Raw genomic sequence first — 25,172 nt, forward strand, 5'->3', positions numbered from 1 at the left:
ACGCACCCTGCCCAACGACCCGATAAACGTACGGTTACGCGCACATCTGTCCCGGTCATACGACTCCCCCTGTCATACGACAACCCCCGCCCCAAACAACACAGGGGCGGGGGTTGCACAAAATGCCTCCGGTCACACGGCCGGGCTGCTCACTCCTCCCCGGCCAGCTTCAGCGCGCGCAGCTTCTGGCCCGCGTACCAGGTGGCGGCCACAGTGACGGCGGCCAGCAGGACCGTCGCGAGCGGCAGCCCCACGTCCGAGGTGACCATGCCCTGGCCCGCCACCTTCTCGGCGACGGCGAGGGACCACTGCTGGACGCTGAGCGTCCGCGCACCCGGCACCAGGCTGCCGAAGAGGGCCTCCCAGACCAGCGCGTACACCAGGCCGATGACCACCGCGTGGCGGCTGACGGTGCCCAGCAGCAGGAACAGCGCGCTGTACGCGATCGAGGCGACCAGCGCCGCGATCGTGTAGGCGATGGCGATCTGCTGCCCGTTGCCGTTCAGGATCAGCCCCGCGAGCAGGGTCGGCAGGGCGGAGAAGACCATGGTCACCGCGATGGCGACGATCAGCTTGGTGAAGATGATCGTGGGGCGCTTCACCGGCTTGGCCAGCAGGTAGACGATCGACCCGTCGTCGATCTCGGGACCGATCGCCCCGGTTCCGGCGATCACCCCGATCAGCGGCACCATCGTGGCGATGGCGAACCCGCCGAGGACGTTGGCGGCGACCTGGTCATCGGCCCCGGCGAACATACGGACCGCCGCCGCGAGGAGCAGCAGCAGCGCGGGCAGGACGAACAGGATGGCGGCCCGGCGCCGACCGAGCAGGGCCCGGTAGGTGAGCCGGGCGACTGTGGGGTCGTACATGACGGTGCACAGCTCCTTTCAGGCCACTACTCAGGCCGCTACGAGGTAGGAAAAGACCGATTCGAGGGACTCGTCGGACGGGGAGACGGTCAGCAGCCGGATGCCCTGCTCACGGGCGACCTTCGGCAGCAGTTCGGTGAACCGTCCGAAGTCGACCGCCTGGATGCGCAGCGCCTTCTCGGTCAGGTCGACCTCGATGCCGGCCGTCGACGGGTCGGCGATGAGCGCGGCCGCCAGTGCCCGGTCGTCGCTGGAGCGGACCAGGTAGCGGTGCGGCCGGTCCGTCATCAGCCGGCGGATCTTGCGGAAGTCGCCGGATGCGGCGTGCCGCCCCGCCACGACCACCTCGATGTGCGAGGCGAGCTGTTCGACCTCTTCGAGGATGTGGGAGGAGAACAGGACCGTACGGCCCTCGGCCCCCATCCGCCGCAGCAGCCCCATCAGCTGCATCCGCTGGCGCGGGTCCATCCCGTTGAACGGCTCGTCCAGCAGCAGCACCGAGGGCTCGTGGACCAGCGCGGACGCCATCTTCACGCGCTGGCGCATGCCCTTGCTGTACGTGGAGATCTTGCGGTCCTGCGCGTACTCCATCTGGACCGTGGCCAGCGCCCGCCGCGCCTCCGCGCCGCCCAGGCCCTGGAGTTCGGCGTTGGCGACGACGAACTCCTTGCCGGTCAGGAAGTCGTACATCCCTTCCCGCTCGGGGACGATGCCGATCTCCTTGTAGACGCTCTCGTTGCGCCAGATCGTCCGTCCGTCGAGGGTGACCTTTCCCGTCGAGGGGGCGAGGAAGCCGCCCATCATGTTGATGAGCGTGGACTTCCCGGCGCCGTTGGGGCCGAGCAGTCCGGTGACGCCGGGGCCCACCGTCATGGAGACGTCGTTGACGGCGACCACATTGCCGAACCAGCGGGAGGTGTGGTCGATCTCGATGGTGGTCACAGCCCGACCCTCCGGTAGCGGCGCATCAGGACGGCGTACGAGCCGGCGACGAGCGCGAGAACAACGAACAGGTAGACCACGCCCGTACCGGCCCCCGGGCCTTCCCCTCCGGGGAAGGCGGAGGTGGCGCCGAGGAACGCGGTCTGTACGCCGTCGATCAGGGTGATCGGCGAGAAGAGGCCGAGCCACTCCACGGCCCCGGGGGACCCGGTCTCCCAGGCGATGGCCTGGACCGTGGAGACGGCACCGTAGGAGATGGTCAGCACCGCGATGACCGCGGCGACGCCGAAGCCCCGGCGCGGGGTCAGAGCGGCCATCACCAGGCCGAGCCCGGCGAACAGCACGGACAGCAGCGCCACCGACACCAGCCCCTGGCCGAACCACTTGGTCTGGTCGACGAAGTCGAACTTCGCGAGCAGAGAGCCCACATAGAGGATGAGCAGCGGCGCCCCGGTGAGGATGAAGAGCGCGGACGCCGTGGCGGCGAGCTTCGCCAGCACGTAGTCGGCACGTTCGATCGGCCGCGAGAAGTACAGGGGGACGCTCTTGAAACGGAGGTCCCTGGAGACCGCCTGCGGGGCCTGTGCGGCGATGAAGAGGCCGATGACCGCCTGTAGATAGATCGCGTACGACGTGTATTTGACGACGAGTTCGGTGGCGTCCGGCGCGGCCATGGAGACGGCCACCAGGATCGCCGCGACCAGGGCCATCACGCCGAACAGCAGCATGGGCAGCACCTTGGACTTGGCGGAACGGCCGAGTCCGAAGGAGCCGCGCAGGGTCTGCGAGTAGAGCGAGCGGCGGGCGTAGGCCCGGCCGAGCCGCCTGCCGTCGTAGGAGCGGTAGCCGATGTTGTGGATCCGGGAGGTGTCGCGCCCGGTCGCGGTACCGGTCTCAGTGCTCATCGCGACCGCTCCCCTTCTGCTGGTACGGCGCAGGCGCGGTGGCCTGCTGTACGCCGGTGGCGGTGGCCTGCTGTACGGCACCGGCCCCTGCGGTGGCGGCCTGGGTCGGCACGGCGGTGGTGGCCGCCCCGCCCTGTTCGGAACGGAAGACCTCGGCGATGTGGTGGCGGCGCTGCTCCATGCGGACCAGGCCCAGCCCGAGCCCGGCGACGCTGTCGCGGACCAGGTCGTACGTCTCCTCGCCGGTGGCCTCGACCAGCAGGATGTGGCCCGCGCCCGGCAGCCCTTCCGCGTCGAGTCCGTCGTGGCCGACCAGGGAGACGCCCGCCTTCGTGAGGACCTGGCGCAGGGCGTCGGTGCCGTCGGGGTGGGTGTCGCTGTCGGTCACCTCGACCGCGAGCGTGGTGGTGATCTGGGTGAAGTCGCTGGTGGAGCTGGAGCGCAGGAGGGCGCCGCCGTCGATGACGACGACGTGGTCGCAGGTGCGTTCCAGCTCGCCCAGGAGGTGCGAGGTGACCAGGACGGAGATGCCGAAGTCGGTGTGGATACGGCGGATCAGGCCGAGCATCTCGTCGCGGCCGACCGGGTCGAGGCCGTTGGTGGGCTCGTCGAGGAGGACCAGCTGGGGGTCGTGGACCAGGGCCTGGGCCAGCTTCACCCGCTGCTTCATGCCGGTCGAGTAGCCGCCGATGGGGCGGTAGCGCTCCTCGTAGAGGCCGACGTGGCGCAGGGTGTCGGCGGTGCGCTCACGGGCCGCGGTCGGCGGCAGGCCCGACATGCGGGCCATGTGCACGACGAATTCGGTGGCCGACACATCGGGCGGGAGGCAGTCGTGCTCCGGCATGTACCCCACCCGTTCCCGGATGGCGGCGCCGCTGGTCGCCACGTCCAGCCCGAGCACCGCGGCCCGGCCTTCGGTGGCGGGGGAGAGACCCAGAAGGATCTTGATCAGCGTGGACTTGCCGGCTCCGTTGGAACCCACCAGACCGGTCACACCTGGTCCGATGTCCAACGTGAGCCGGTCGAGTGCGGTCACCCGGGGGAACCGCTTGCTCAGGGCTTCGGTAGCGATAACGGCAGTCACAGGTACGACGGTAGTGGCGTGGACCACAGGGATCGTCAGCCCTGACGGCTGGATCGGCATCAGACTCCAGGCGTACGGGCCCGTAGGGGGACCCCGCGAAGGAGGAGTTCCGGCCTCCGCTGCCGACCCCTGCCCGGAGTTTTCCACAGGCCGTGCACACCCCTTGACGTAGCCGCTGGACATTGTCACATTCATCAGTGTCACGTTACGGGCACGTACCGCACACGGCAGGGAACGGACGGTGGCATGGTCTCGGCAGTGCAGGACGGAAACGCCCCGGAGCGGCGGGAGTTCAGGGCGCAGGAGCTGCGGGGGTTCAACTCACCTGAGCTGCGGGGGTTCAGAGAGGTGCAGCGCCTCGCCTACGCCTGCGCCGAAGCCGTCGCCGGTCAGCTCAGATCCGGGGTGACCGAGCGGGAGGCGGCCCGGATGCAGCGGGTGTGGCTGCGGGAGCGGGGCGTGCGGGACTGGTTCCACCTGCCCTTCGCCTGGTTCGGGGACCGGACGGCGTTCGCCGGGTTCAAGGTGCCGCTCCAGTTCTTCCCCACCGACCGGAAGCTGGAGCCGGGCATGCCGTTCATCCTCGACATGGCCCCGGTGTACAAGGGCTTCACCGCCGACATCGGCTACTCGGGCTGCCTCGGCCTCAATCCGCTCCACGACAAGCTTCTGGCCGATCTGGAGGCGCACCGCGAGCTGATCCTGCGGGAGGTGCGCGAGCGCCGTTCACTGCGCGAGATCTACGAGGACGTCGAACGCCTCATGACCGCCCAGGGATACGCGAACAGGCACCGGGCCTACCCCTTCGGCGTGATCGCCCACAAGGTGGACCGCGTCGCCGAACGGCGTTGGTCCCCGAGCGTGTTCGGGTTCGGCACGCAGTCCCTCAAGGGCCTGCTGAGCGATGCGGTGCACGGCCACCGGGACGGCTGGTCACCGCTGTGGAGCCCGTACCGCTTCTCCGACCATCCCCCGCAGCCCGGTCTGTGGGCGGTCGAACCCCACCTCGGATTCCGGGGTACGGGCGCGAAGTTCGAGGAGATCCTGGTCGTCACCGACTCCAAGGACCCCGAGCAGAGCGCCTTCTGGCTGGACGACGATCTGCCGCATGTGCGGCGCTGGGCCGAGGAGAAGGTGGCGGCGTGAATCTGCCAGGAGCGCGCGAGCGCACGGTGCGTACGGGTGGCGTGGAGCTGTGCGTCGCCGAGCTGGGGGACGGGGACCGGCCGACGGTGGTGCTGGTCCACGGGTATCCGGACAGCAAGGAGGTCTGGTCCGAGGTCGCCGTGCGGCTGGCCGAGGAGTGGCACGTCGTGCTGTACGACGTACGGGGCCACGGCCGTTCCACGGCCCCCAAGCCGCTGCGCGGGGGCTTCACCCTGGAGAAGCTGACCGACGACTTCCTGGCGGTGATCGACGCGGTCAGCCCGGACCGGCCGGTCCATGTGGTGGGGCACGACTGGGGGTCCGTGCAGTCCTGGGAGTTCGTCACGGTCGGGCGGACCGAGGGCAGGATCGCCTCCTTCACCTCGATGTCCGGCCCGTCCCTGGACCACTTCGGGCACTGGATCAAGCAGCGGATGGCCCGGCCCACCCCGCGCCGGGTCGGCCAACTCCTGGGCCAGGGCGCCAAGTCCTGGTACGTGTACATGCTCCATACGCCGGTGCTGCCGGAGCTGGCCTGGCGCGGCCCCCTCGGCAAGCGGTGGCCGGGCATCCTCCAGCGGCTGGAGAAGGTGCCCGCGGGCGACTACCCGACCGCGTCCCTGCCCGACGACGCGGCGCACGGGGCCTGGCTCTACCGGGACAACGTCCGGGCCCGGCTGGGCAGGCCGCGCACCGACGCCTACGCCCACGCACCGGTCCAGCTCATCACGCCGACCGGTGACTCCTTCCTCTCCGAGCGGCTCTACGACGACCTGGAGCAGTGGGTCCCCCGTCTGGTACGCCGGTCGCTGCCGGCCAAGCACTGGGTGCCGCGCACCCGGCCCGACCAGCTGGCCGCGTGGATCGGCGAGTTCGCCGCCGCCAACGAGGCGGGCGGTCAGGAGGGGCCCACGGCCCAGCAGCCCGCGGCGAAGGGCCCGTACGCGGAGCGGTTCGGCGGCCAGCTGGTGCTGGTGACGGGAGCCGCCTCCGGGATCGGCCGGGCCACGGCCTTCGCGTTCGCGGAGGCGGGCGCCCGGGTGGTGGCCGTGGATCGGGATGCGGAGGGGGCTGCCAGGACGGCGGAGCTGGCCCGGCTGGTGGGGGCTCCGGCGGCCTGGGGCGAGGCGGCCGACGTGAGCGACGAGGCGGCGATGGAGAAGCTCGCCGAGAAGGTGGCCGCCGAGTACGGCACCGTCGACGTCCTGGTCAACAACGCCGGGATCGGACTCTCCGGCTCCTTCCTGGAGACCACGAGCGAGGAGTGGAAGAGGGTCCTCGACGTCAATCTCTGGGGTGTCATCCACGGCTGCCGGATCTTCGGCAAGCAGATGGCCGACCGGGGTCAGGGCGGCCACATCGTCAACACCGCATCGGCTGCGGCCTTTCAGCCCTCCCGGGCCCTGCCCGCGTACAGCACGTCGAAGGCGGCCGTGCTGATGCTCAGCGAGTGCCTGCGGGCCGAGCTGGCGGAGAAGTCGATCGGGGTGAGCGCCATATGCCCCGGCATCGTCAACACCAACATCACCGCCACCACCCGCTTCGCCGGGACGGACACGGAGGAGGAGCAGCGGCTGCGGAAGCGGACCACCCGGCTCTACGGCCGCCGCAACTACCCGCCGGAGAAGGTGGCCGACGCGATCCTGGACGCGGTCGTGCGCAACCGGGCCGTGGTGCCGGTGACCCCGGAGGCGCGCGGCGCCCGGCTGCTCTCGCGGGTCAGCCCCGGGGTGCTGCGACGGCTCGCCCGAGTGAAGCCGCCGCTGTGAGCGCCGAGTACCGGATCGAGGACCTGGCCCACGCCAGCGGGGCGACGGTGCGCACGATCAGGGCGTACCAGGACCGGGGGCTGCTGCCGACGCCCGAGCGGCGCGGGCGGGCCAATGTGTACGGGGAGGCGCATCTGGCCCGGCTCCTTCAGATCGCGGACCTGCTGGAGCGCGGCTACACCCTGGCCAGCATCAAGGAGCTGCTGGAGGCGTGGGACGCGGGGCGGGGGCTGGGCGGGGTGCTGGGCCTGGTCGCCGAGGTGCACGGGCCCTGGACCGACGAGGAGGCCGACCGGATCACCCGCGAGGAGCTGGACACGAAGTTCGGCGGCTCGCAGGACGACGAGGCGATCGCGGAGGCGGTGGAGCTCGGGGTGTTGGAGCGCGTCCCGGGCAAGGCCGACGAGTTCCTCGTACCGAGCCCGCAAGAGCTGGCGGTGGCCGTGGAGTTGCACGCCGCGGGAGTCCCGCTGCTCGCGATCTCCTCCCACCTCAAGGAACTTCGCGGCCAGGTCGAACACATAGCCTCCCGTTTCCTGGAGTTCACCACCGAGCACGTCTTCGCGCGCTATCTGGGCCACCGGCCGCCCACCGACTCCGACGCGGCCGAGGCGGCGTCGATGGTGCGCCGGCTGCGGCCGCTCGCCCAGCAGACGGTGGATGCCGAACTGGCGCGCGCGATGCGGATGTTCGCCACCCGCCATCTGCACCACCACCTCGGCGCCCAGGAGAGCGCCATCGAGGGAAGCGAGACCCGCCCGGTGCTGCTCCCGGTCCGGACAACGCAGGCAGTGGAGGCGCTGGTTGGCGCGGACCAGGTCGCCGCCTTCGTAGCGGCGGCCACCGAACGTGAGGTGCAGGCCCGCACGTTGGACGCCCTGGCCTCATCTCACGCAGAAACCAACAAAGTTGACGAAAAGGGTTAAATAGCCTGCCTGTTGTCCACAGAGTCGCCAAATAGCCTGTGGATAAGTCAAGTTGGCTGTGGATCAAACATCGGCACGGGAAAAGCCGAAAAGAAGCCTGTAGGAAATCCGGATGCACCGGTGATCTGCTCACGGGCACTCTGGCGGGATGGACGAACGTCGCACCGTCAAGGTGTCCAAGTACCTCTCGAAACACCTCCGGCACCAGCCGGAGGACATCGGCATCACCCTCGACGACAACGGCTGGGTGGGCGTCGAGACGCTGCTGAGCGCGGCGGCCCGGCACGGGTTCGCCTTCACCCGCGCCGAGCTGGACCATGTCGTCGCCGCCAACGACAAGCGCCGCTTCACGGTGGACGGCGACCGCATCCGGGCCAACCAGGGCCACACCGTCACCGTGGACCTGGACCTGCCGCCCGCGGAGCCGCCGGCGTACCTCTACCACGGCACGGTCGCCCGGGTGCTGGACGCGATCCGGGCCGAGGGCCTGCGCCCCATGGCCCGCCACCACGTCCACCTCTCCCCCGACCGCGAGACGGCCACCCGGGTCGGCGCCCGGCGCGGCCGCCCCCTGGTGCTCACCGTGGACGCGGGCGCCATGCACCGCGCCGGCCATGTGTTCCGGGTCAGCGCCAACGGGGTCTGGCTCGCCGACGCCGTACCGCCGGAGTTTCTGCTGCTCCGGGAGTGAGCCCCCTGGCCGTCAGCCCAGCTGGGCGGGCGCCTCCGTCGCGATGCGCTCGTAGACAGCCGGATCGATGTCGAAGTCGGAGTCCGGGATGGGGGCATGGATGGCGATCTCGGTGAACCCGAGCTCGGCGTGGCGGCCCGCGAAGTCGACGAAGGCGTCCACCGACTCCAGCGGGGCGTTGCGGTCGGGGGTGAAGCCGGTGAGCAGGATCCGGTCCAGCTCCGAAGCGTCCCGGCCGGCCTCCTCGCAGGCGGCGGTGAGCCTCTTGCCCTGCTCCCGCAGGGCCTCCACCGACTGCTCGGGGGTGCCGGTCTCGTACAGCTTCGGGTCGCCGGTGGTCACCCACGCCTGCCCGTACCGGGCGGCGAGCCGCAGACCGCGCGGGCCGGTCGCGGCGACCGCGAAGGGCAGCCGGGGCCGTTGGACGCAGCCCGGGATGTTGCGGGCCTCCACGGCGGAGTAGTGCGTCCCCTCATGGGTCACCGCGTCCTCGGTGAGCAGACGGTCCAGGAGCGGCACGAACTCGCCGAAGCGGTCGGCGCGCTCCCGTGGGGTCCAGGCCTCCTGGCCCAGCACGGTGGCGTCGAACCCGCTGCCCCCGGCGCCGATGCCGAGGGTGATCCGGCCGCCGGAGATGTCGTCCAGGGAGATCAGCTCCTTGGCCAGGGTCACGGGGTGGCGGAAGTTCGGCGAGGTGACCAGCGTCCCCAGGCGCAGCCGGCTCGTGGCGGTCGCGGCGGCGGTGAGGGTGGGGAGCGCGCCGAACCACGTACGGTCGCGGAAGCTCCGCCAGGACAGGTGGTCGTAGGTGTAGGCGGTGTGGAAGCCCAGTTCCTCGGCTCGGGTCCACTTGTCCCGGCCGCCTTCGTGCCAGCGGTCGATCGGCAGAATCACAGTGCTCAGTCGCATGAGGGCGACCCTACGAGAGGCCGAGCAGGCGGCGCATCGACTCCGCGGCACGGACCGCGGCGTCGCCGCAGCAGTTGTTGAACAGGACGTGGACCTCGCGCGCCTGCTGAGCCGTCTCACGGATGCGCGGGGCCCACTCGCAGAGTTCGTCCGGTGTATAGGTGTGCCGGAACCTCTCTTCCTTGGTGCCGGTCCCCCAGGCAGTGTTGCGGCCGTGGAACCGCACCAGGGCGAGGGCCGGGGTGGTGACCCGTACGACCGGCGGTACGGATGTGGGCAGCGTCTGCACCATGTCGACGGCCACGGCGGTCGCGTCCAGCTCCGTCAGCAGGGCGGCTGTCGCGTCGAGGTGCTCCTCGCGCCACCAGCCGGGGTGCCGGAACTCCACCGCCACCGGCCAGCCCGCAGCGCGCTCACGGCACCGGCGCAGGAACTCCACCGCGGGCCTCCCCGGCGCGAGCCGGTGCGGGAACTGGAACACCAGCGTCCCCAGCCGTCCGGATGTCCTCAGCGGTTCGAGGGCCGCGCTGTAGCGCTGCCAGACCTCGTCGAGGAGCCCGGGATCGACGCCGTCCCGCCCCCGCTGCCGCACAAGGGCCGGGCGCAGGTCGGCGGGGAGCGCTTCCGGTCGGGTCGGGTGCCCGGTGAGCAGGGAGAACGCCTTCACGTCGAACCGGAAGCCCTCGGGGGTGCGCTCGGCCCACAGCAGGCTGTTGCGGGTGCTGGGCAGTCCGTAATAGGTGGAGTCCACCTCGGCCACCGGGAACTGCTCGGCGTAGTACCGCAGCCTGCCCTCCGCGTCGCGCCGGCCACGCGGATACCAGCCGCCGGCCACCAGCGCCTTGTCCGTCCATGAGCACGTTCCGACCCGGATCTCTCCCATCCCGGCCGCCTTCCCCCGAGCCGTCGGCGGATTCACCGGCTCCGCCCGAAACCTCTTGGCATATGCCGGAGGAATGTTCCGCAGCTCAGGGGCGCGCCCACTCAAATGTGCGCCCCTCCGCACGCACGTGCACCCCGGTGGGCGAGAATGGCGGGGTGACCTCAGCTACCGATGCGCCTCTGCCTGCCGTGACCCGGCTGATCGCGACCGACCTCGACGGCACCCTGCTGCGCGACGACAAGACGCTCTCCGCACGCACCGTCGCCGCGCTCGCAGCGGCCGAGGAGGCCGGGATCGAGGTCTTCTTCGTCACCGGCAGGCCGGCCCGCTGGATGGGCGTCGTCAGCGACCATGTGCAGGGCCACGGGCTGGCGATCTGCGCGAACGGTGCCGTGGTCACCGATCTGCGGGCGGACCGCGAGCTGCTCACCGTACGGGCGCTGGAGCGCGAGGCGGCCCTGCACGTCGTGCGGACCCTGCGCGATGTCGCCCCCGGCACGTCCTTCGCCGTCGAGATGACCACCGGCATCAACTACGAGCCGTCCTACCCGCCCTTCCACCTGGACCCGGGCGCCACGGTCGCCATCGCGGAGAAGCTGCTGCACGAGGACGTGCCGGGCGACGGCGCCCCCGTACTCAAACTCCTCGCCCACCACACCGAGATGCCCCCGGACGCCTTCCTCGCCCTGGCCCGTACGGCGGCCGGGGAGCGGGCCTCCATCACCCGCTCCAGCCCCTCCGCGCTCCTGGAGGTCAGCGGGCTGGGCGTCTCCAAGGCCAGTACGCTCGCCGCCTGTTGCGACGAGCGCGGCATCTCCGCCGCCGAGGTGGTTGCCTTCGGGGACATGCCCAACGACGTCGAGATGCTCGGCTGGGCCGGTGTCTCGTACGCGATGGGCAACGCCCACCCCGCAGCCCTGGCCGCCGCCTCGGGGCAGACCCTCACCAACGAGGAGGACGGCGTGGCCGTGGTCATCGAACGGATCCTCGCCACCCGCTGACGGCCGTCAGCTCATCGGCTCACAGCGGCGCCTCCCACACCACCGTCGTACCGCCGCCGTCCTCCCCGATGCCCGGGCCGAACCAGCTCGCCCCGCCCAGCGACTCGGCCCGGCGCGCCAGATTGCGCAGTCCGCTGCGGCGGCCGCCCTCCGGGATGCCCACCCCGTCGTCGGCCACCGAGAGCCGCACCGCACCCCGCCCGTCCGGCAGGGTCGCCGTGGCGTCGACGACCACGTCGATCACCGAGGCTCCGGCGTGCCGGAAGGCGTTGGACAGGGCCTCGCGCAGCGCGGCGACGAGGTTCTTGCCGGTCAGCTCGCCGACGAGCGCGTCGACGGCGCCCAGGAAGCGGTGCGAGGGCTTGAAGCCGAGCGGGACCGCCGCCATGTTGATCTCCCGCAGGACGCGGGTGCGGAGACCCGAGGGGGCCTCGGCCGGCTCCTGCTGGAGCGCGAAGATGGCCGTACGGATCTCCTGGATGGTCACGTCCAGCTCGTCGACCGCCCGGCCCACCCCGGTCCGTACCTCGGGCACCACCGACCTGCGCTGGGCGCTCTCCAGCATCATCCCGGTGGCGAACAGCCGCTGGATGACGAGGTCGTGGAGGTCGCGGGCGATCCGGTCCCGGTCCTCGTAGACCGCGAGCCGCTCCCGGTCGCGCTGCGCCTCGGCCATCATCAGCGCGAGCGCGGCCTGCGAGGCGAACTGGGTGGCGAGCGTCCGCTCGGTCCGGCTGAACGGGCGCGCGCGCCGCGCCCGGGGCGTCGCCAGGGCGCCGAGCACCCGCCCGCCGCTCTGTAGCGGCAGCAGCATGCTGGGCCCGAACCGGCCGGCCAGCCTGGTGACCATCCGGCTGTCGGTGGCCGAGTCGTCGATGAAGACCGCCTCGCCCGCCAGCAGCTTCGCCACCACCGTGGAGCGGGCCGGGATGATCACCCCGAGCGAGTCCGAGGGGTCGTCGGCGGAGACCGCGACGATCTCCAGACCGCCGTCCTCCGTGGGCAGCAGCACGACCCCGGCGGCCGAATCGGCGAGGTGGCGGGCCTGCTCGGCGACGACGGAGAGCGCGTCGTCGGCGTCCCCGCCCGAGAGGAGGGCGGTGGTCACCGCCACCGAACCGTCGATCCAGCGCTCCCGCTGGCGCGCCGCCTCGTACAGCCGGGCGTTGCCGATGGCGATCCCGGCCTCGGTGGCGAGCACCCGCACCATGTGCAGGTCGTAGTCGCTGAACTCGCCGCCGTCCTGCTTCTCGGTCAGGTAGAGGTTGCCGAAGACCTCCCCCTGGACCCGGATCGGCACACCGAGGAAGGTCCGCATCCGGGGGTGGCCCGGCGGGAACCCGGCGTACCGCGGATCGTCGGTCAGATCGCTCAGCCGTACGGGGTCGGGCTCGTGGATCAGCGCGCCCAGCAGGCCCCGGTGTCCGTCGGGCCTGCGCCCGATCGCCCGGGCGACCTCCTCCGGGACGCCGTGGGTGACGAAGTCGGAGAGCCCGTCGCCCGTCTCGTCGACGACACCGATGGCGGCGTACCGGGCGTGGGCGAGCTCGGCGGCGGTCGCGCAGATGCGGTCGAGGGTGGAGTGCAGCTCCAGCCCCGTACCGACCGAACGCATCGCTTCCAGGAGCTGCGGGACCCGGGCGGTGAGCTCGGTGGAGAGGCCCTGGAGGCTGCGGGTGGCCCGGGTAGCGGCATCGAGTGAGTCCTGCGGGTCCGGCTCTGCCATGACCTGAGCCTAGTTAGTGGCGATAAGGGAGGAAAGTCGGGTTTCTCCCTCCGGGGCATCCACGGGGCTCACGCCCCCGCCGCCACCGTCTCCTTCTCCCGCTCCAGCATCCGGCGCAGCGGCCCCTCCTCGGCGGCGAGCTCGGCGTACGGTCCGCGCTGCGCCACCCGGCCCGCGTCCAGCACCAGCACCTCGTCGACCGCTTCGACCCCGGCCAGCCGGTGGGTGATCAGGACGGTCGTGCGCCCCTCGGTGGCGGCCAGCAGGTCGGCGGTGAGCGCGTCGGCGGTCGCCAGGTCGAGGTGCTCCGCCGGCTCGTCCAGGACGAGGACCGGGAAGTCCGCCAGCAACGCCCGGGCGAGGGCGAGGCGCTGGCGCTGCCCGCCGGAGAGCCGGGCGCCGTGCTCGCCGACCAGGGTGTCGAGTCCCTCGGGCAGGGAGCGGACCCACTCCAGCAGCCGGGCCCGGGAGAGCGCGTCGGCCAGCTCGGCGTCGGTGGCGCCGGTACGGGCGAGGCGCAGGTTCTCGCGGATGGAGCTGTCGAAGACGTGGGCGTCCTGGGCGCACAGGCCGACGGAGCGCCGTACGGTGTCGCCGTCCAGGTCCGCCGCCTGCACACCGCCGAGGCTGTACGTCCCCGAGGAGGCGTCCAGGAAGCGGAGGAGGACCTGCGCGAGCGTCGTCTTGCCGGAGCCGGAGGGGCCGACGACCGCGATGCGGCGGCCGGGCACCAGCGTCAGGTCCACCGACTCCAGGGCGTCGTGGTGCGCCCCCGGGTAGCGGGCCGACAGCCCCCGCACATCCAGCGGGAACGGCGAGGCGGGCGCATCGGCCGGGCTCGCGGGCTCCCGTACGGGGACGGGGGCGTCGAGTACCTCGTACACCCGCTCCGCGCTCCGCAGCACCCGCTGGCGGTACTGCACCGCGAGCGGCAGTCCGGCGACGGCCTCGAAGGCGGCGAGCGGGGTGAGGACCACCACCGCGAGCGCGACCCCGGCCAGCCGGCCGTCGTTCACGGCGGGCACGGCGACGAGTGCGGCGGCCACCACGGTCAGCCCGCAGACCAGGGCGGAGAGCCCGCCGCCCAGGGCCGTCGCGGTGGCCGCGCGGGAGGCGATCCGGGTCAGCAGGCCGTCGGCCGCCCGCATCTGGGCCTGCCGGGCCGGGAGCGCCCCGGCGACGGTCAGCTCGGCCGTGCCGCCGAGGAGATCGGTGACCCGGGTGGCCAGGGCGGCGCGCGCGGGCGCCAGTTGACGTTCCGTGCGGCGGGCGACGGTCCCGCTGACCAGCGGCACGCCGACCCCGGCGACCAGCAGCCCGACCGCCAGGATCACGCCCGCCTCCGGCAGCAGCCAGCCGGTGAACCCGGCAGCGGCCACGGAGACCGTCAGCGCCGTCCCGGCGGGCAGCAGCCAGCGCAGCCAGTAGTCCTGGAGCGCGTCCACGTCGGCGACGAGCCGGGAGAGCAGGTCGCCCCGCCGCACCGTGCGCAGCCCGGCGGGCGCGACGCGTTCGAGGCCCCGGTAGACCGCGACCCGGAGTTCGGCGAGCAGCTTGAGCACGGCGTCGTGGGAGACCAGGCGCTCCGCGTACCGGAAGACCGCTCGGCCGATGCCGAAGGCGCGCGTCGCGGTGACGGCCATCATCAGGTAGAGCACCGGCGGCTGTTCGGAGGCGCGGGAGATCAGCCAGCCGGAGACGGCCATGAGCCCCACGGCCGACCCCACGGCGAGGCTGCCCAGCAGCAGCCCCAGGGCGAGCTGTCCACGCTGCGCGCCCGCCGCCTCCCGGACCCGGGCGAGGACCCGCCCGGGGCGGGCGTCGGTCTCCCGCAGCAGTGCGGCTTCGGGGACCGGACCGCCCCCGGCCTTACGCGGATCCGCAGACTCCAGCAGGGTCCCGACCTCCCGTGCGTCCCCGGACTCCAGCAGGGCCCCGCCATCCCGCACGCCCCCCGACTCCAGCAGGGCCCCGCTCACCCGTACGTCCCCAGGCTCCAGCAGGTCCGCCGCCTCCAGCACATCCCCGGGGCGCCGCGCGTCCAGCGGCTCACCGCCCGCGAGGGGCTGCGGCACGGGCAGTCCGGGCGCGGCGACCACCGCGGCCGGCCCCTGGGCCTCCGCCGACCGCGGCTCCAGCGTCACCACCCGGTCCGCCACCGCCAGCAGGGCCGGGCGGTGGACGACCAGCAGCACGGTCCGGCCCGCCGCCAGCCTCCGTACGGCATCGACGATCCCCGCCTCCGTCTCCCCGTCCAGGCTCGCGGTCGGCTCGTCCAGGAGCAGCAGCGGCCGGTCGGCCAGGAACGCGCGGGCGAGGGCGAGGCGTTGGCGCTGACCGGCGGAGAGCCCGGCGCCGTCCTCGCCGAGCAGGGTCCGCTCGCCATCGGGCAGCTCGGCGACGAAGTCGTACGCCCCCGCGTCGCGCAGCGCCGCCACCACCGCCTCGTCGTCGGCGTCGGGCCGGGCGAGGCGGACGTTCTCCGCGATCGTGCCCGCGAAGAGGTGCGGGCGCTGCGGGACCCAGGCGATCCGGCTCCGCCAGCGCTCCAGGTCCAGCTCCCCGAGGTCCCGGCCGCCGACCCGGACGTGTCCCTCGGCGGGTACGGCGAACCCGAGGACCACGTTCAGCAGGGTGGACTTGCCGACGCCGCTCGGGCCGACCAGGGCGACCGTCTCCCCCGGTTCGACGGTGAGTGAGACGGCGTCCAGCGAGGGTTCGGTGCGGCCCTCGTGGCGTACGGTCACGCGCTCCAGCTCCAGGCGCGTCGAGTCCGGGACGTCCTCGGTGCCCGCCGCCCGGGGCTCGGTCTTCAGGACCGCGAAGATCTCCTCGGCGGCCGAGAGGCCCTCCGCCGCCGCGTGGTACTGCGCTCCGACCTGGCGGATCGGCAGATACGCCTCCGGGGCCAGGATCAGGACCACCAGGCCGGTGTAGAGGTCGAGTTCCCCGTGCACGAGCCGCATGCCGATGGTGACGGCGACGAGCGCGACCGACAGGGTGGCCAGCAGCTCCAGGGCGAACGAGGAGAGGAAGGCGATCCGCAGGGTGCGCACGGTGGCCCGGCGGTACTGCGAGGTGATGGTGCGGATCGACTCGGCCTGGGCCTTGGCGCGGCCGAAGACCTTGAGCGTCGGGAGACCGGCGACGATGTCCAGGAAGTGGCCGGAGAGCCGGGAGAGCAGCTGCCACTGCCGGTCCATCCGGGACTGGGTGGCCCAGCCGATCAGGATCATGAAGAGGGGGATGAGCGGCAGCGTGACCACGATGATCGCCGCCGAGACCCAGTCTTCGGTGACGATCCGGGCCAGCACCGCCACCGGCACGACCACCGCGAGCCCGAGCTGCGGCAGATAGCGCGCGAAGTAGTCGTCGAGTGCGTCGACCCCACGGGTCGCCAGCGCCACCAGGGAGCCGGTGCGCTGTCCGCTCAGCCAGCCGGGGCCCAGCTGCGCGGCCCGCTCCAGGAGCCGGCCGCGCAGCTCGGACTTGACCGCCGCGCTCGCCCGGTGGGCCGCCAACTCGGTGAGCCAGGCGACCAGGGCGCGGCCCACGGCAACCGCCGCGAGCAGGAGCAGCGGGGTACGGAGTTCGGTGACCGTGAGCCCGTCCTCGAACCCGCCCACCACGATCTCGGCGATCAGCATCGCCTGGGCGATCACCAGCGCGGCGCCGACCAGACCGAGGGCCACCACGGCCGCCAGGAAGAAGCGGGTGGCCTGTGCGTAGCGCACCAGACGCGGGTCGATCGGTTTCACGTGAAACATCCCCCAGCAGGGTCGGAGCGAGCCGGGCCGTGTTTCACGTGAAACACGGCCCGGCGGGGCCGGTGCGGCTCAGTGCGCGTCCGCGATGTGCTGGGTGCCGATCCGCTTGCGGAACACCCAGTACGTCCAGCTCTGGTACAGCAGCACCATCGGTGTGGCGATGCCGGCGCACCAGGTCATGATCTTCAGCGTGTACGGCGTGGACGAGGCGTTGGTGACCGTGAGGTTCCACGCATCGTTCAGCGAGGACGGCATGACGTTCGGGAAGAGCGTCAGGAACAGCATCCCCACCGCCGCCACGATCGTCAGCCCCGAGAACGCGAACGACCAGCCCTCGCGCCCCTTGGCGATGGCGCCGATCGCCGCCACCAGGGCCACCACCGCCACGATCAGCGCCACCAGGCTCCAGCGGTCGCCGCTGTCGGCCTGGGTCCAGAGCAGGAAGCCCAGCGCGAGCACCGCCGTGGCCAGGCCCAGCTTCAGCGCCAGCGACCGCGCCCGGACCCGGATGTCCCCGGCCGTCTTGAGCGCCGCGAACACCGCACCGTGGAAGGTGAAGAGGAAGAGCGTGACGAGCCCGCCGAGGATCGCGTACGGGTTCAGGAGGTCGAAGAAGTTGCCGACGTACTCCATGTCGGCGTCGATCTTCACTCCGCGCACGATGTTCCCGAACGCCACACCCCACAGCACGGCGGGGATCAGCGAGGTCCAGAAGATCGCGTTCTCCCAGTTGGTCTGCCACCGCTCCCCGGTCCGCTTGGCCCGGTACTCGAAGGCCACCCCGCGCACGATCAGGCAGAGCAGGATGATCAGCAGCGGCAGGTAGAAGCCGGAGAACAGGGTGGCGTACCACTCGGGGAAGGCCGCGAAGGTCGCGCCGCCCGCGGTGAGCAGCCAGACCTCGTTGCCGTCCCAGACGGGCCCGATCGTGTTGATGAGGACCCGCCGCTCCTTGCGGTCGCGGGCGAGCAGCTTGGTGAGGACCCCGATGCCGAAGTCGAATCCCTCCAGGAAGAAGTAGCCGATCCAGAGGACGGCGATGAGCACGAACCAGACGTCGTGGAGTTCCATCTCTCAGCTCCTGTGCTCTCAGTACGAGAAGGCCATGGGCCGGTCGGCGTCTTCGTCGTCGTGGCCGTTGATCCGGGTGGGCGGGTTGAGGTCGGACTCGGTGAGCTCCGGCGGCCCGGCCTTGATGTACTTCACGAGGAGCTTGACCTCGATGACCGCCAGCACGGCGTAGACGAGGGTGAAGAGGATCATCGAGGTGAGGATCTCGCCCTGCGACACACCGGGGGAGACCCCGTCGCGGGTCTGGAGGACCCCGTAGACCACCCACGGCTGGCGGCCCATCTCGGTGAAGATCCAGCCCCAGGAGTTGGCGATGAGCGGGAAGAGCAGGGTCCAGAGCGCGGTGAGCCAGTAGAGCTTGGTGAACTTCGGGCTGAGCGCCTTGTTCCGGAAGAGGACCAGGTTCGGGACCTCGTCCTCGCCGGTCCGCATCGCCGGTGGCAGCAGGAACTTCCGCCGGGTCAGCCAGAGCCCCAGCAGGCCGAGGCCGAAGGAGGCCATCCCGAACCCGATCATCCAGCGGAAGCTCCAGAACGCGACCGGGATGTTGGGCCGGTAGTCGCCGGGGCCGTACTTCTCCTCCTGGGCCTTGTTGATGTCGTTGATGCCCGGGACGTAGGAGTTCGGGTCGTTGTCGGCGAGGAAGGAGAGCACCCCGGGGAGCGAGATCTCGACGGAGTTGTGGCCCTCGCTGACGTCCCCGTACGCGAAGATCGAGAAGGGGGCGCGTTCCTGGCCGTCCCAGAGCGCCTCGGCGGCGGCCATCTTCATCGGCTGCTGCCGGAACATGACCTTGGCCAGGGAGTCGCCGCTGACGGCGGTGAGCATTCCGGCGATCACCACCGTGACCAGGCCCAGCCGCAGCGAGCTCCGCATCACCGGGATGTGCTTCTTGCGCGCGAGGTGGAAGGCGGCGATGCCGACCATGAAGGCCCCGCCGACCAGGAAGGCCGCCGTGATGGTGTGGAAGAACTGCGTCACCGCGGTGTCCTGGGTGAGGACCTTCCAGAAGTCGGTGAGCTCGGCGCGGCCGCGCTCCTCGTTGATGCGGTAGCCGACCGGGTGCTGCATCCAGGAGTTGGCCGCCAGGATGAAGTAGGCGGAGAGGATCGTGCCGAGCGAGACCATCCACATGCAGGCGAGGTGGATCTTCTTCGGCAGCCGGTCCCAGCCGAAGATCCACAGTCCGATGAAGGTGGACTCGAAGAAGAAGGCGATCAGCGCCTCGAAGGCGAGCGGGGCGCCGAAGATGTCGCCGACGAAGCGCGAGTAGTCGGACCAGTTCATGCCGAACTGGAACTCCTGGACGATGCCCGTGACGACGCCCATGGCGATGTTGATCAGGAACAGCTTGCCCCAGAACTTGGTCGCCCTGAGGTACTTCTCGTTGTCCGTCCGCACCCAGGCGGTCTGCAGGCCGGCGGTGAGCGCGGCGAGCGAGATCGTCAGCGGAACGAAGAGGAAGTGGTAGACGGTGGTGATGCCGAACTGCCAGCGCGCCAGGGTCTCCGGCGCCAGAGCGAGGTCCACGTCGTCTTTCTCCTTACGTCGCCGTGGTGACACCACGTCTCCGTGGCCACACCGGGCACTCTGCCCCTTTGATCCCACTCATCGTGGGAGGAATGGGGGCACGCTTGTGAACGCGTTCACATTCACAAGCAATTATGGCGCACACACTTTCGGGCCGTTCGCCGGGGGTACCCCTTTTCGGTCCGGGGCGCCCCCGGCGACGTACGCGAAAGGCCCCTGGCGCATGCGGAAGGCCCCGGACCTCGTCGATCGAGGTCCGGGGCCACCGGCCGTACAGGCGCCGCAGGGTGCGCCGGGGCGCTACAGCTCCGCGCGGAACGCCTCCGCCGCCTTCAGGAAGAGGTCGTTGCCCTCGCTCTCGCCGATGGTGACCCGTACGCCCTCTCCCTTGAACGGGCGTACCACCACACCGGCCCGCTCACAGGCGGCGGCGAAGTCGAGGGTCCGCTCGCCCAGGCGCAGCCAGACGAAGTTGGCCTGCGACTCCGGCACGGTCCAGCCCTGGCGCACCAGCTCCCCGGCCACCCGGCTCCGCTCGGCGACCAGCGAACCGACCCGGCCGAGCAGCTCGTCCTCGGCGCGCAGCGAGGCGACCGCCGCGTCCTGGGCGAGCTGGCTGACGCCGAAGGGGACGGCGGTCTTCCGCAGCGCGGCGGCCACCGGCTCATGGGCCACGGCGAACCCGACCCGCAGCCCCGCGAGGCCGTACGCCTTCGAGAAGGTCCGCAGCACCGCCACATTGGGCCGGTCCCGGTAGATCTCGATGCCGTCGGGCACCTCGGCGTCGCGGATGAACTCCTTGTACGCCTCGTCGAGGACCACCAGCACATCGCCGGGCACCCGGTCCAGGAACCGTTCCAGCTCGGCCCGGCGCACCACGGTCCCGGTGGGGTTGTTCGGGTTGCAGACGAAGATCAGCCGGGTCCGGTCGGTGATCGCCTCGGCCATCGCGTCGAGGTCGTGCACCTCACCGCTGGTCAGCGGGACCTTCACCGAGGTCGCGCCGCTCACCTGCGTGATGATCGGGTAGGCCTCGAAGGACCGCCAGGCGTAGATGACCTCGTCGCCCGGGCCCGAGGTGGCCTGGAGCAGCTGCTGGGCCACGCCGACCGATCCGGTGCCGGTTGCGAGGTGCGGGAGCGGCACCCCGAAACGGTCGGACAGCTCGTTCATCAGCCCGGTGCACGCCATGTCCGGGTAGCGGTTGAAGCTGCCCGCGGCGGCGAGCGCCGACTCCAGGACCCCCGGCAGCGGCGGGTAGGGGTTCTCGTTGGAGGACAGCTTGTACGCGACCGGTCCGCCGGCCGCCGCCGGCTTGCCCGGCACATAGGCGGGAACGCCGTCCAGCTCGGCGCGCAGCTTGGGGCTCGTCTCGCTCACCGCAGGTCCTCCTCGACCGTCCGTACACATCAATACTGCTCACCATATGAGGATTGGGCGCCGCTGCGAATGGGCCTGGAGCGGAATCTCCCGCAGTGCCGGGAATGGCCCGCCCTCGGGAGGCTTTCCAGGGGGGAGCGTTTCCGGTTCCGGCGCGCGCCCGTGTCTCACGCCGTGGCGCGCGTCCCCCGAAGTGGTGAGTTGAGACCTCTTCGAGACATCGACCATTCAGCAGGCCGTCGACCGCCAACACCTGACACACCAATGCCGTGACCTCCAACGTCCTTTCATTGCAAGGCATTTGACCGTTGATGATCATGCAGAAACGTGCCTGTCAATGGGTGCATATGCGACCGGACCGACCGCCCCTCCGAGCCCTACTATCGGCTCGCCATGACAGCAGCAGGGAAGCACCAGGTGAGCCGGACGGAGACCCCCCGGCGCAGCGGCCGGCCAGGACGGGCGGGGATCCGCGACGTGGCCGCCGCGGCCGGAGTCTCGATCACGACCGTCTCCGACGCGCTCAACGGCAAGGGCAGGCTCCCGGACGCCACCCGCAGCCATGTCCGCGAGGTCGCAGAGCGCTTGGGCTACCGCCCCTCCGCAGCGGCCCGAACCCTCCGTACGGGCAAGTCGGGGCTGATCGGCCTGACCGTGACCACGTACGGGGATGAACCTTTCACCTTCACCGAATTCGCGTACTTCGCGGAGATGGCGAGAGCCGCGACCTCGGCGGCGCTCGCCCGGGGCTACGCCCTGGTCATCCTCCCCGCCACCTCCCGGCACGACGTCTGGTCGAACGTCGCACTCGACGGCACCGTCGTCATCGACCCCTCCGACCAGGACCCGGTCGTCACCGAACTCGTCCGCCAAGGGCTGCCCGTCGTCTCGGACGGCCGCCCCGCCGGGACGCTCCCCGTCACCGCCTGGGTCGACAACGACCACCGGGCCGCCGTACTCGACCTCCTCGACCACCTCGCCGCCGCCGGGGCCCGCCGTATCGGCCTGCTGACCGGCACCACCACCGACACGTACACCCGGCTCTCCACCACCGCCTACCTGCACTGGTGCGAGCGGGTCGGCCAGGATCCCGTCTACGAGTCCTACCCGGCGCACGACCCCTGCGCGGGCGCGGTCGCCGCCGATCGGCTGCTCGCCCGCCCGGACCGCCCCGACGCGGTCTACGGGCTCTTCGACCCCAACGGGACCGATCTCCTCGCGGCCGCCCGCCGCTACGGCCTGCGGGTCCCCGAGGACCTGCTGCTGGTCTGCTGTAGCGAGTCCACCGTGTACGCGGCCACCGAACCGCCCATCACGACGCTCTCGCTGAAGCCCCGCCGCATCGGCACCGCCGTCGTCCAGCTCCTCATCGACGCCATCGAAGGCGTCGAACACGACGGGCCGGTGGAGCAGGTGATACCGACGGAGCTCATCATCCGGACCTCCTCGCAACGCCGTCCGCCGCGCACCACGGTCAGCGCGCCACGCTCCCCCAGCAGGGACTGATCGGCTCTTTTCGGACCAATCGGCCGGTGAACCGTACGTGCGCCCGGATTCACCACCCCTGGTGCGTCACACAGATCGATCCGCATTCCTATGATGGGCGCACGACACCGCGGACCACCTCTACCAGGCAAGGCCCGTCAGGTGTACGGCGGCGCGACGGTGGTGGAGGGGTCGATGACTCAGGGGGCCGGTCAGGAACCCGTGGTGCGGACGGCGACGTTGCGTGACTTCAGAGTTCCGCCGTACGCACGGACGCCCGTACCACCGCAGGCGCCCGGAGCGGCGCCGCACCCGTCACTGCCCCCGCACGCGCCGGAGCCGTCGGCGCCCGTGCCGCACGCCTCCGTGCCCCCGCACGCCCCCGCGCCGCCCCACCTGCCGCCGCACCCCGGCAACGCGGCTGTCGGCGACGAGCCCCCGGAGGGGTACACTCCCACCGAGCGCGACCTCCCCGTCATCAACCGCGGCGACACCGTCAAGATGGAGACCGTCCCCGAACCACGGCCCGTCAACGGGGAAGGGCGCGGCCCCCTCTTCGTCGTCGGCGATGTCCACGGATATCTCGACGAGTTGCTGGCCGCCCTCGCCGCCCAGGGCCTCATCGACGCCGACGGCAACTGGGCCGCGGGCAACGCCCGGCTCTGGTTCCTCGGCGACTTCACCGACCGCGGCCCCGACGGCATCGGGGTCATCGACCTCGTCATGCGGCTCTCGGCGGAGGCGGCGGCGGCGGGCGGCTACTGCAAGGCCCTGATGGGCAATCACGAGCTGCTGCTCATCGGCGCCAAGCGGTTCTCCGACACCCCCGTCAACTCCGGGGCCGGCACCGCCACCTTCCAGGCCGCCTGGCTGCTCAACGGCGGCCAGAAGAACGACATGGACCGCCTCCAGGACGTCCACCTCCAGTGGATGTCCCGACTCGACGCGGTCGTCGAGGAGGACGGGCATCTGCTGATGCACTCCGACACGACGGCCTACCTCGACTACGGCTCCACCATCGAGGACGTCAACGACACGATCACCGCCATCCTCACCCGCAACGACGCCGACGAGTGCTGGGACCTCTTCCGCAAGCTCACCAAGCGGTTCGCCTTCCGCGACGAGGGCGGCGCCGAAGCGGTGCGCGAGCTGCTGACGACGTACGGCGGACAGCGCGTCGTCCATGGTCACAGCCCCATTCCGTACCTCCTCGGCGAGGTCGGCACGGAGGACGGCGAGGACGGTTCGGGGCCGGTGGTGAACGGTCCGCACGTGTACGCGGACGGGCTCGCCATCGCCATGGACGGCGGAGTGACCATGGCCGGAAAGCTACTGGTCGTCCAACTCCCCCTGCATGACTGAGCCCTGACGGGGAAGACGCTTCTGGATCGGACCGCGCCGATCATCGGGCCTATTTCCGGAAACACCCTGTCACCACGCGCCGTGAGCGCTCTACCATCGGCTCATCAGTGGCAGGCTCTCCTCCGTTTCCGCCCGATCGCCCGGTCAACGCGGGCTGCCGGGCCCGACGGAGCATCGGGGGATGCAGATGACAAGCGCTCCGCACCTGCAGGCAGAGGACGGTCCCGAGTACGCGCGGATCCTCGGCGACGCACTGCGTCACGCCCATGAACGCCCGGACCTGGAGGGCGTCGGCGACCGGCTCAACACCGAGCAGCTGCGCACGATGGCGCTCAACGCCACAGCGCTGATAACCGCGGCCGCCGCCACCGAGTACGAGCACTACGTGAAGGCCCGGGCCGAGCTGCGCGCGGCGAGCGCCACCCTCCCGGAGGGCGAGCGGTACGCGGAAGGCCCCGGCGCGGCCGGGCCGGGCGCCGGCATAGGAGCGGTCCTCACGGTCCTCACACCACTGCTCGCGGGCACCGCCGCCGTCATCTTCCTGCTCGTCGGGTATCTGCTGAAGGCGGTCAGCCCGTCGGTCGCCTTCGGCTCCACCATGGTCGCGGCCGGGTGGTTCTTCGCGGCCGTCGCCGCCGCGGCGATCCTGGTCGCCGCCGTGGGGCTGCTGGTCACCGCCCTGCGCAACGGCTCCACCTCGCGGGCCGCCGAGGACGAGGAGGACGAGCTGCCGGAGGAGGTCGCCCGGGCCCGGGAGGCCTGGCGCCACGCCCTGCTGGAGCGCGGCATCCTGCCGTTCCTGCGGGACGCCCTGGCCGACCCGACCGCGGGCCCCGCCGCGCGGACCCCGCACCGCTCGCCCAACCGCATCCCGAAGATCGGCTACAGCAGGCCGGACTTCTCCGGCCCGGAGGACGGCCCGTCGGCCGGACCCCGGCCGACGTTCACGAGCCCCGACTTCACCAGCCCGGACTTCGGCGGCCCGGACCACCGGCCGGAGTAGGGCCCGCCGTTTCCGCAAACGCCACAGGCCGGGGCGGCGAGTGCCGCGCCCGGCCTGTGCGATGCTCCGGCCCTGCCGGAGCGGTGGATCAGCCCACCTGCGGGGCGAGCTTCGGGTTGGTGCCGTACTGGTTCGGCTCCTGCTTGCCCTCGGAGGCGAAGAAGACGATCAGAACGATGAAACCGACCAGCGGAACCAGCGCGATCAGCAGCCACCAGCCGGTACGGCCGGTGTCGTGCAGACGGCGCACGGCGACCGCGAGCGACGGGATGAGGATCGCGAGGGAGTAGATGTAGGACAGGATCTCCGTGCCGATCAGGCTGGCGATGATCGACAGGACCAGGCTGATCACAAAGCTGATCAGCGTGAACATCCAGAACTCCTTGCGGCGCGCGCGACCGCTGAAGCCTGCGTAGTTCTTGAGTACTGCCAGGTACCAGTCCATGGTGTTTCCCTCCCCGAGGCCCTCGTACGAGGGCCGCCAAATTTCAGCCAAGCAAGCCGGAAAGTAAGCCACAGATAAGGAACGGGTCAAGCCCAGTTGACCTAGCTGCGAAACGTACATCCACCTGCCACACGACTGTGTCCATACTGTCGCTTAACAAGATCCGCTATCACGCCAGATGATGATCAAGCCAGCAATCCGCCCATAGGGGGCGATCTCTGGCGTGACGTCACCGGCCACCGGCCCGTACGGACGCCGCCCCCGGCACCGCGATCGGA

Annotated in this window: 20 protein-coding genes; 8 read left to right on the forward strand and 12 right to left on the reverse strand. The window is 71.2% G+C overall.

The features are described 5' to 3' along the window. Positions 1 to 149: 149 nt before the first annotated feature. From GTY67_RS16280 to GTY67_RS16295, 4 genes are read right to left on the reverse strand one after another with little or no spacing between them, the layout of a single operon-like run. On the reverse strand, positions 150 to 869 hold the full coding sequence (locus tag GTY67_RS16280; protein WP_018513726.1) for an ABC transporter permease: 720 nt from the start codon (positions 867 to 869) through the stop codon (positions 150 to 152). A gap of 30 nt (positions 870 to 899) precedes the next feature. Next, on the reverse strand, positions 900 to 1,811 hold the full coding sequence (locus GTY67_RS16285) for an ABC transporter ATP-binding protein (RefSeq protein ID WP_161279168.1): 912 nt from the start codon (positions 1,809 to 1,811) through the stop codon (positions 900 to 902). After that, positions 1,808 to 2,716, reverse strand: a complete 909-nt coding sequence (locus GTY67_RS16290; RefSeq protein WP_161279169.1) for an ABC transporter permease subunit — start codon at positions 2,714 to 2,716, stop codon at positions 1,808 to 1,810. Before GTY67_RS16290 ends, GTY67_RS16285 begins: the two co-directional genes overlap by 4 nt. Then, positions 2,706 to 3,860: an ABC transporter ATP-binding protein gene (locus GTY67_RS16295; protein WP_161279170.1), complete on the reverse strand. Its 1,155-nt coding sequence runs from the start codon at positions 3,858 to 3,860 to the stop codon at positions 2,706 to 2,708. Before GTY67_RS16295 ends, GTY67_RS16290 begins: the two co-directional genes overlap by 11 nt. 186 nt (positions 3,861 to 4,046) lie before the next feature. Here GTY67_RS16295 and GTY67_RS16300 point away from each other — a divergent pair, with 186 nt between their 5' ends. The 4 genes from GTY67_RS16300 to GTY67_RS16315 all read left to right on the forward strand — a co-directional run bounded on the left by GTY67_RS16300 (position 4,047) and on the right by GTY67_RS16315 (position 8,332). Beyond that, a complete protein-coding gene (locus GTY67_RS16300; protein ID WP_237502632.1) occupies positions 4,047 to 4,946 on the forward strand; it encodes a M24 family metallopeptidase in 900 nt (299 codons plus the stop codon). Continuing rightward, entirely contained in the window at positions 4,943 to 6,715 is a 1,773-nt protein-coding gene (locus GTY67_RS16305) for an SDR family oxidoreductase (protein WP_161279171.1), read from the forward strand. The genes GTY67_RS16300 and GTY67_RS16305 overlap by 4 nt, the downstream gene beginning before the upstream one ends. Continuing rightward, a complete protein-coding gene (locus GTY67_RS16310; RefSeq protein WP_161279172.1) occupies positions 6,712 to 7,641 on the forward strand; it encodes a MerR family transcriptional regulator in 930 nt (309 codons plus the stop codon). Before GTY67_RS16305 ends, GTY67_RS16310 begins: the two co-directional genes overlap by 4 nt. Before the next feature lie 148 nt (positions 7,642 to 7,789). Further along, on the forward strand, positions 7,790 to 8,332 hold the full coding sequence (locus tag GTY67_RS16315; protein ID WP_093686845.1) for an RNA 2'-phosphotransferase: 543 nt from the start codon (positions 7,790 to 7,792) through the stop codon (positions 8,330 to 8,332). 12 nt (positions 8,333 to 8,344) lie between these two features. Here GTY67_RS16315 and GTY67_RS16320 read toward each other — a convergent pair whose 3' ends face one another. Continuing rightward, positions 8,345 to 9,241 (reverse strand): LLM class flavin-dependent oxidoreductase, encoded by an 897-nt coding sequence (locus tag GTY67_RS16320; protein ID WP_161279173.1) that lies wholly within the window; start codon positions 9,239 to 9,241, stop codon positions 8,345 to 8,347. Positions 9,242 to 9,251: 10 nt separating this feature from the next. Next, positions 9,252 to 10,124: a DUF72 domain-containing protein gene (locus tag GTY67_RS16325; protein ID WP_161279174.1), complete on the reverse strand. Its 873-nt coding sequence runs from the start codon at positions 10,122 to 10,124 to the stop codon at positions 9,252 to 9,254. A 155-nt stretch (positions 10,125 to 10,279) separates the two neighbouring features. Between GTY67_RS16325 and GTY67_RS16330 the strand changes: the two genes are divergently transcribed. After that, positions 10,280 to 11,125 carry a Cof-type HAD-IIB family hydrolase gene (locus tag GTY67_RS16330; protein ID WP_161279175.1) on the forward strand — a complete coding sequence of 282 codons (846 nt, stop codon included), beginning with the start codon at positions 10,280 to 10,282 and terminating at the stop codon, positions 11,123 to 11,125. A gap of 19 nt (positions 11,126 to 11,144) precedes the next feature. Here GTY67_RS16330 and GTY67_RS16335 read toward each other — a convergent pair whose 3' ends face one another. From GTY67_RS16335 to hisC, 5 genes are all read right to left on the reverse strand, one after another. Further along, positions 11,145 to 12,851: a GAF domain-containing protein gene (locus tag GTY67_RS16335; RefSeq protein ID WP_161279176.1), complete on the reverse strand. Its 1,707-nt coding sequence runs from the start codon at positions 12,849 to 12,851 to the stop codon at positions 11,145 to 11,147. Between the two features lie 68 nt (positions 12,852 to 12,919). Continuing rightward, complete coding sequence (cydD, locus tag GTY67_RS16340) at positions 12,920 to 16,609, reverse strand: thiol reductant ABC exporter subunit CydD (protein ID WP_161279177.1); 3,690 nt, start codon at positions 16,607 to 16,609, stop codon at positions 12,920 to 12,922. A gap of 78 nt (positions 16,610 to 16,687) precedes the next feature. Continuing rightward, positions 16,688 to 17,689: a cytochrome d ubiquinol oxidase subunit II gene (cydB, locus tag GTY67_RS16345; RefSeq protein ID WP_093686840.1), complete on the reverse strand. Its 1,002-nt coding sequence runs from the start codon at positions 17,687 to 17,689 to the stop codon at positions 16,688 to 16,690. 18 nt (positions 17,690 to 17,707) lie between these two features. Continuing rightward, the gene (locus tag GTY67_RS16350; protein WP_161279178.1) at positions 17,708 to 19,219 is read right to left on the reverse strand and encodes a cytochrome ubiquinol oxidase subunit I; all 1,512 of its coding nucleotides are present in this window, start codon (positions 19,217 to 19,219) and stop codon (positions 17,708 to 17,710) included. Between the two features lie 300 nt (positions 19,220 to 19,519). Further along, positions 19,520 to 20,599, reverse strand: a complete 1,080-nt coding sequence (gene hisC / locus GTY67_RS16355) for a histidinol-phosphate transaminase (RefSeq protein ID WP_161279179.1) — start codon at positions 20,597 to 20,599, stop codon at positions 19,520 to 19,522. 393 nt (positions 20,600 to 20,992) lie between these two features. On the opposite strand from hisC, the gene GTY67_RS16360 reads away from it, so the two are divergent. From GTY67_RS16360 to GTY67_RS16370, 3 genes are all read left to right on the forward strand, one after another. Continuing rightward, positions 20,993 to 22,105, forward strand: coding sequence for a LacI family DNA-binding transcriptional regulator (locus tag GTY67_RS16360; protein ID WP_093686837.1), 1,113 nt, complete (start codon positions 20,993 to 20,995; stop codon positions 22,103 to 22,105). Positions 22,106 to 22,279: 174 nt separating this feature from the next. Then, entirely contained in the window at positions 22,280 to 23,446 is a 1,167-nt protein-coding gene (locus GTY67_RS16365; RefSeq protein ID WP_161279180.1) for a metallophosphoesterase, read from the forward strand. Between the two features lie 181 nt (positions 23,447 to 23,627). Next, positions 23,628 to 24,449: a hypothetical protein gene (locus tag GTY67_RS16370; protein ID WP_093686835.1), complete on the forward strand. Its 822-nt coding sequence runs from the start codon at positions 23,628 to 23,630 to the stop codon at positions 24,447 to 24,449. Positions 24,450 to 24,537: 88 nt separating this feature from the next. On the opposite strand, the gene GTY67_RS16375 is transcribed toward GTY67_RS16370, so the two are convergent. Further along, positions 24,538 to 24,894, reverse strand: coding sequence for a DUF805 domain-containing protein (locus GTY67_RS16375; protein ID WP_093686834.1), 357 nt, complete (start codon positions 24,892 to 24,894; stop codon positions 24,538 to 24,540). Between the last annotated feature and the right edge of the window lie 278 nt (positions 24,895 to 25,172).

It is taken from the genome of Streptomyces sp. SID8374 (genome assembly GCF_009865135.1).
GTDB lineage: Bacteria > Actinomycetota > Actinomycetes > Streptomycetales > Streptomycetaceae > Streptomyces.

What these genes read in the sequence shown, in the direction of transcription:
- GTY67_RS16280 (WP_018513726.1), bottom strand. Translation starts at nt 869, where the DNA reads ATGTACGACCCCACAGTCGCCCGGCTCACCTACCGGGCCCTGCTCGGT.
- GTY67_RS16290 (WP_161279169.1), bottom strand. Translation starts at nt 2,716, where the DNA reads ATGAGCACTGAGACCGGTACCGCGACCGGGCGCGACACCTCCCGGATC.
- GTY67_RS16295 (WP_161279170.1), bottom strand. Translation starts at nt 3,860, where the DNA reads ATGCCGATCCAGCCGTCAGGGCTGACGATCCCTGTGGTCCACGCCACT.
- GTY67_RS16300 (WP_237502632.1), top strand. Translation starts at nt 4,047, where the DNA reads ATGGTCTCGGCAGTGCAGGACGGAAACGCCCCGGAGCGGCGGGAGTTC.
- GTY67_RS16315 (WP_093686845.1), top strand. Translation starts at nt 7,790, where the DNA reads ATGGACGAACGTCGCACCGTCAAGGTGTCCAAGTACCTCTCGAAACAC.
- GTY67_RS16320 (WP_161279173.1), bottom strand. Translation starts at nt 9,241, where the DNA reads ATGCGACTGAGCACTGTGATTCTGCCGATCGACCGCTGGCACGAAGGC.
- GTY67_RS16325 (WP_161279174.1), bottom strand. Translation starts at nt 10,124, where the DNA reads ATGGGAGAGATCCGGGTCGGAACGTGCTCATGGACGGACAAGGCGCTG.
- GTY67_RS16335 (WP_161279176.1), bottom strand. Translation starts at nt 12,851, where the DNA reads ATGGCAGAGCCGGACCCGCAGGACTCACTCGATGCCGCTACCCGGGCC.
- cydB (WP_093686840.1), bottom strand. Translation starts at nt 17,689, where the DNA reads ATGGAACTCCACGACGTCTGGTTCGTGCTCATCGCCGTCCTCTGGATC.
- GTY67_RS16360 (WP_093686837.1), top strand. Translation starts at nt 20,993, where the DNA reads ATGACAGCAGCAGGGAAGCACCAGGTGAGCCGGACGGAGACCCCCCGG.
- GTY67_RS16365 (WP_161279180.1), top strand. Translation starts at nt 22,280, where the DNA reads ATGACTCAGGGGGCCGGTCAGGAACCCGTGGTGCGGACGGCGACGTTG.
- GTY67_RS16370 (WP_093686835.1), top strand. Translation starts at nt 23,628, where the DNA reads ATGCAGATGACAAGCGCTCCGCACCTGCAGGCAGAGGACGGTCCCGAG.
- GTY67_RS16375 (WP_093686834.1), bottom strand. Translation starts at nt 24,894, where the DNA reads ATGGACTGGTACCTGGCAGTACTCAAGAACTACGCAGGCTTCAGCGGT.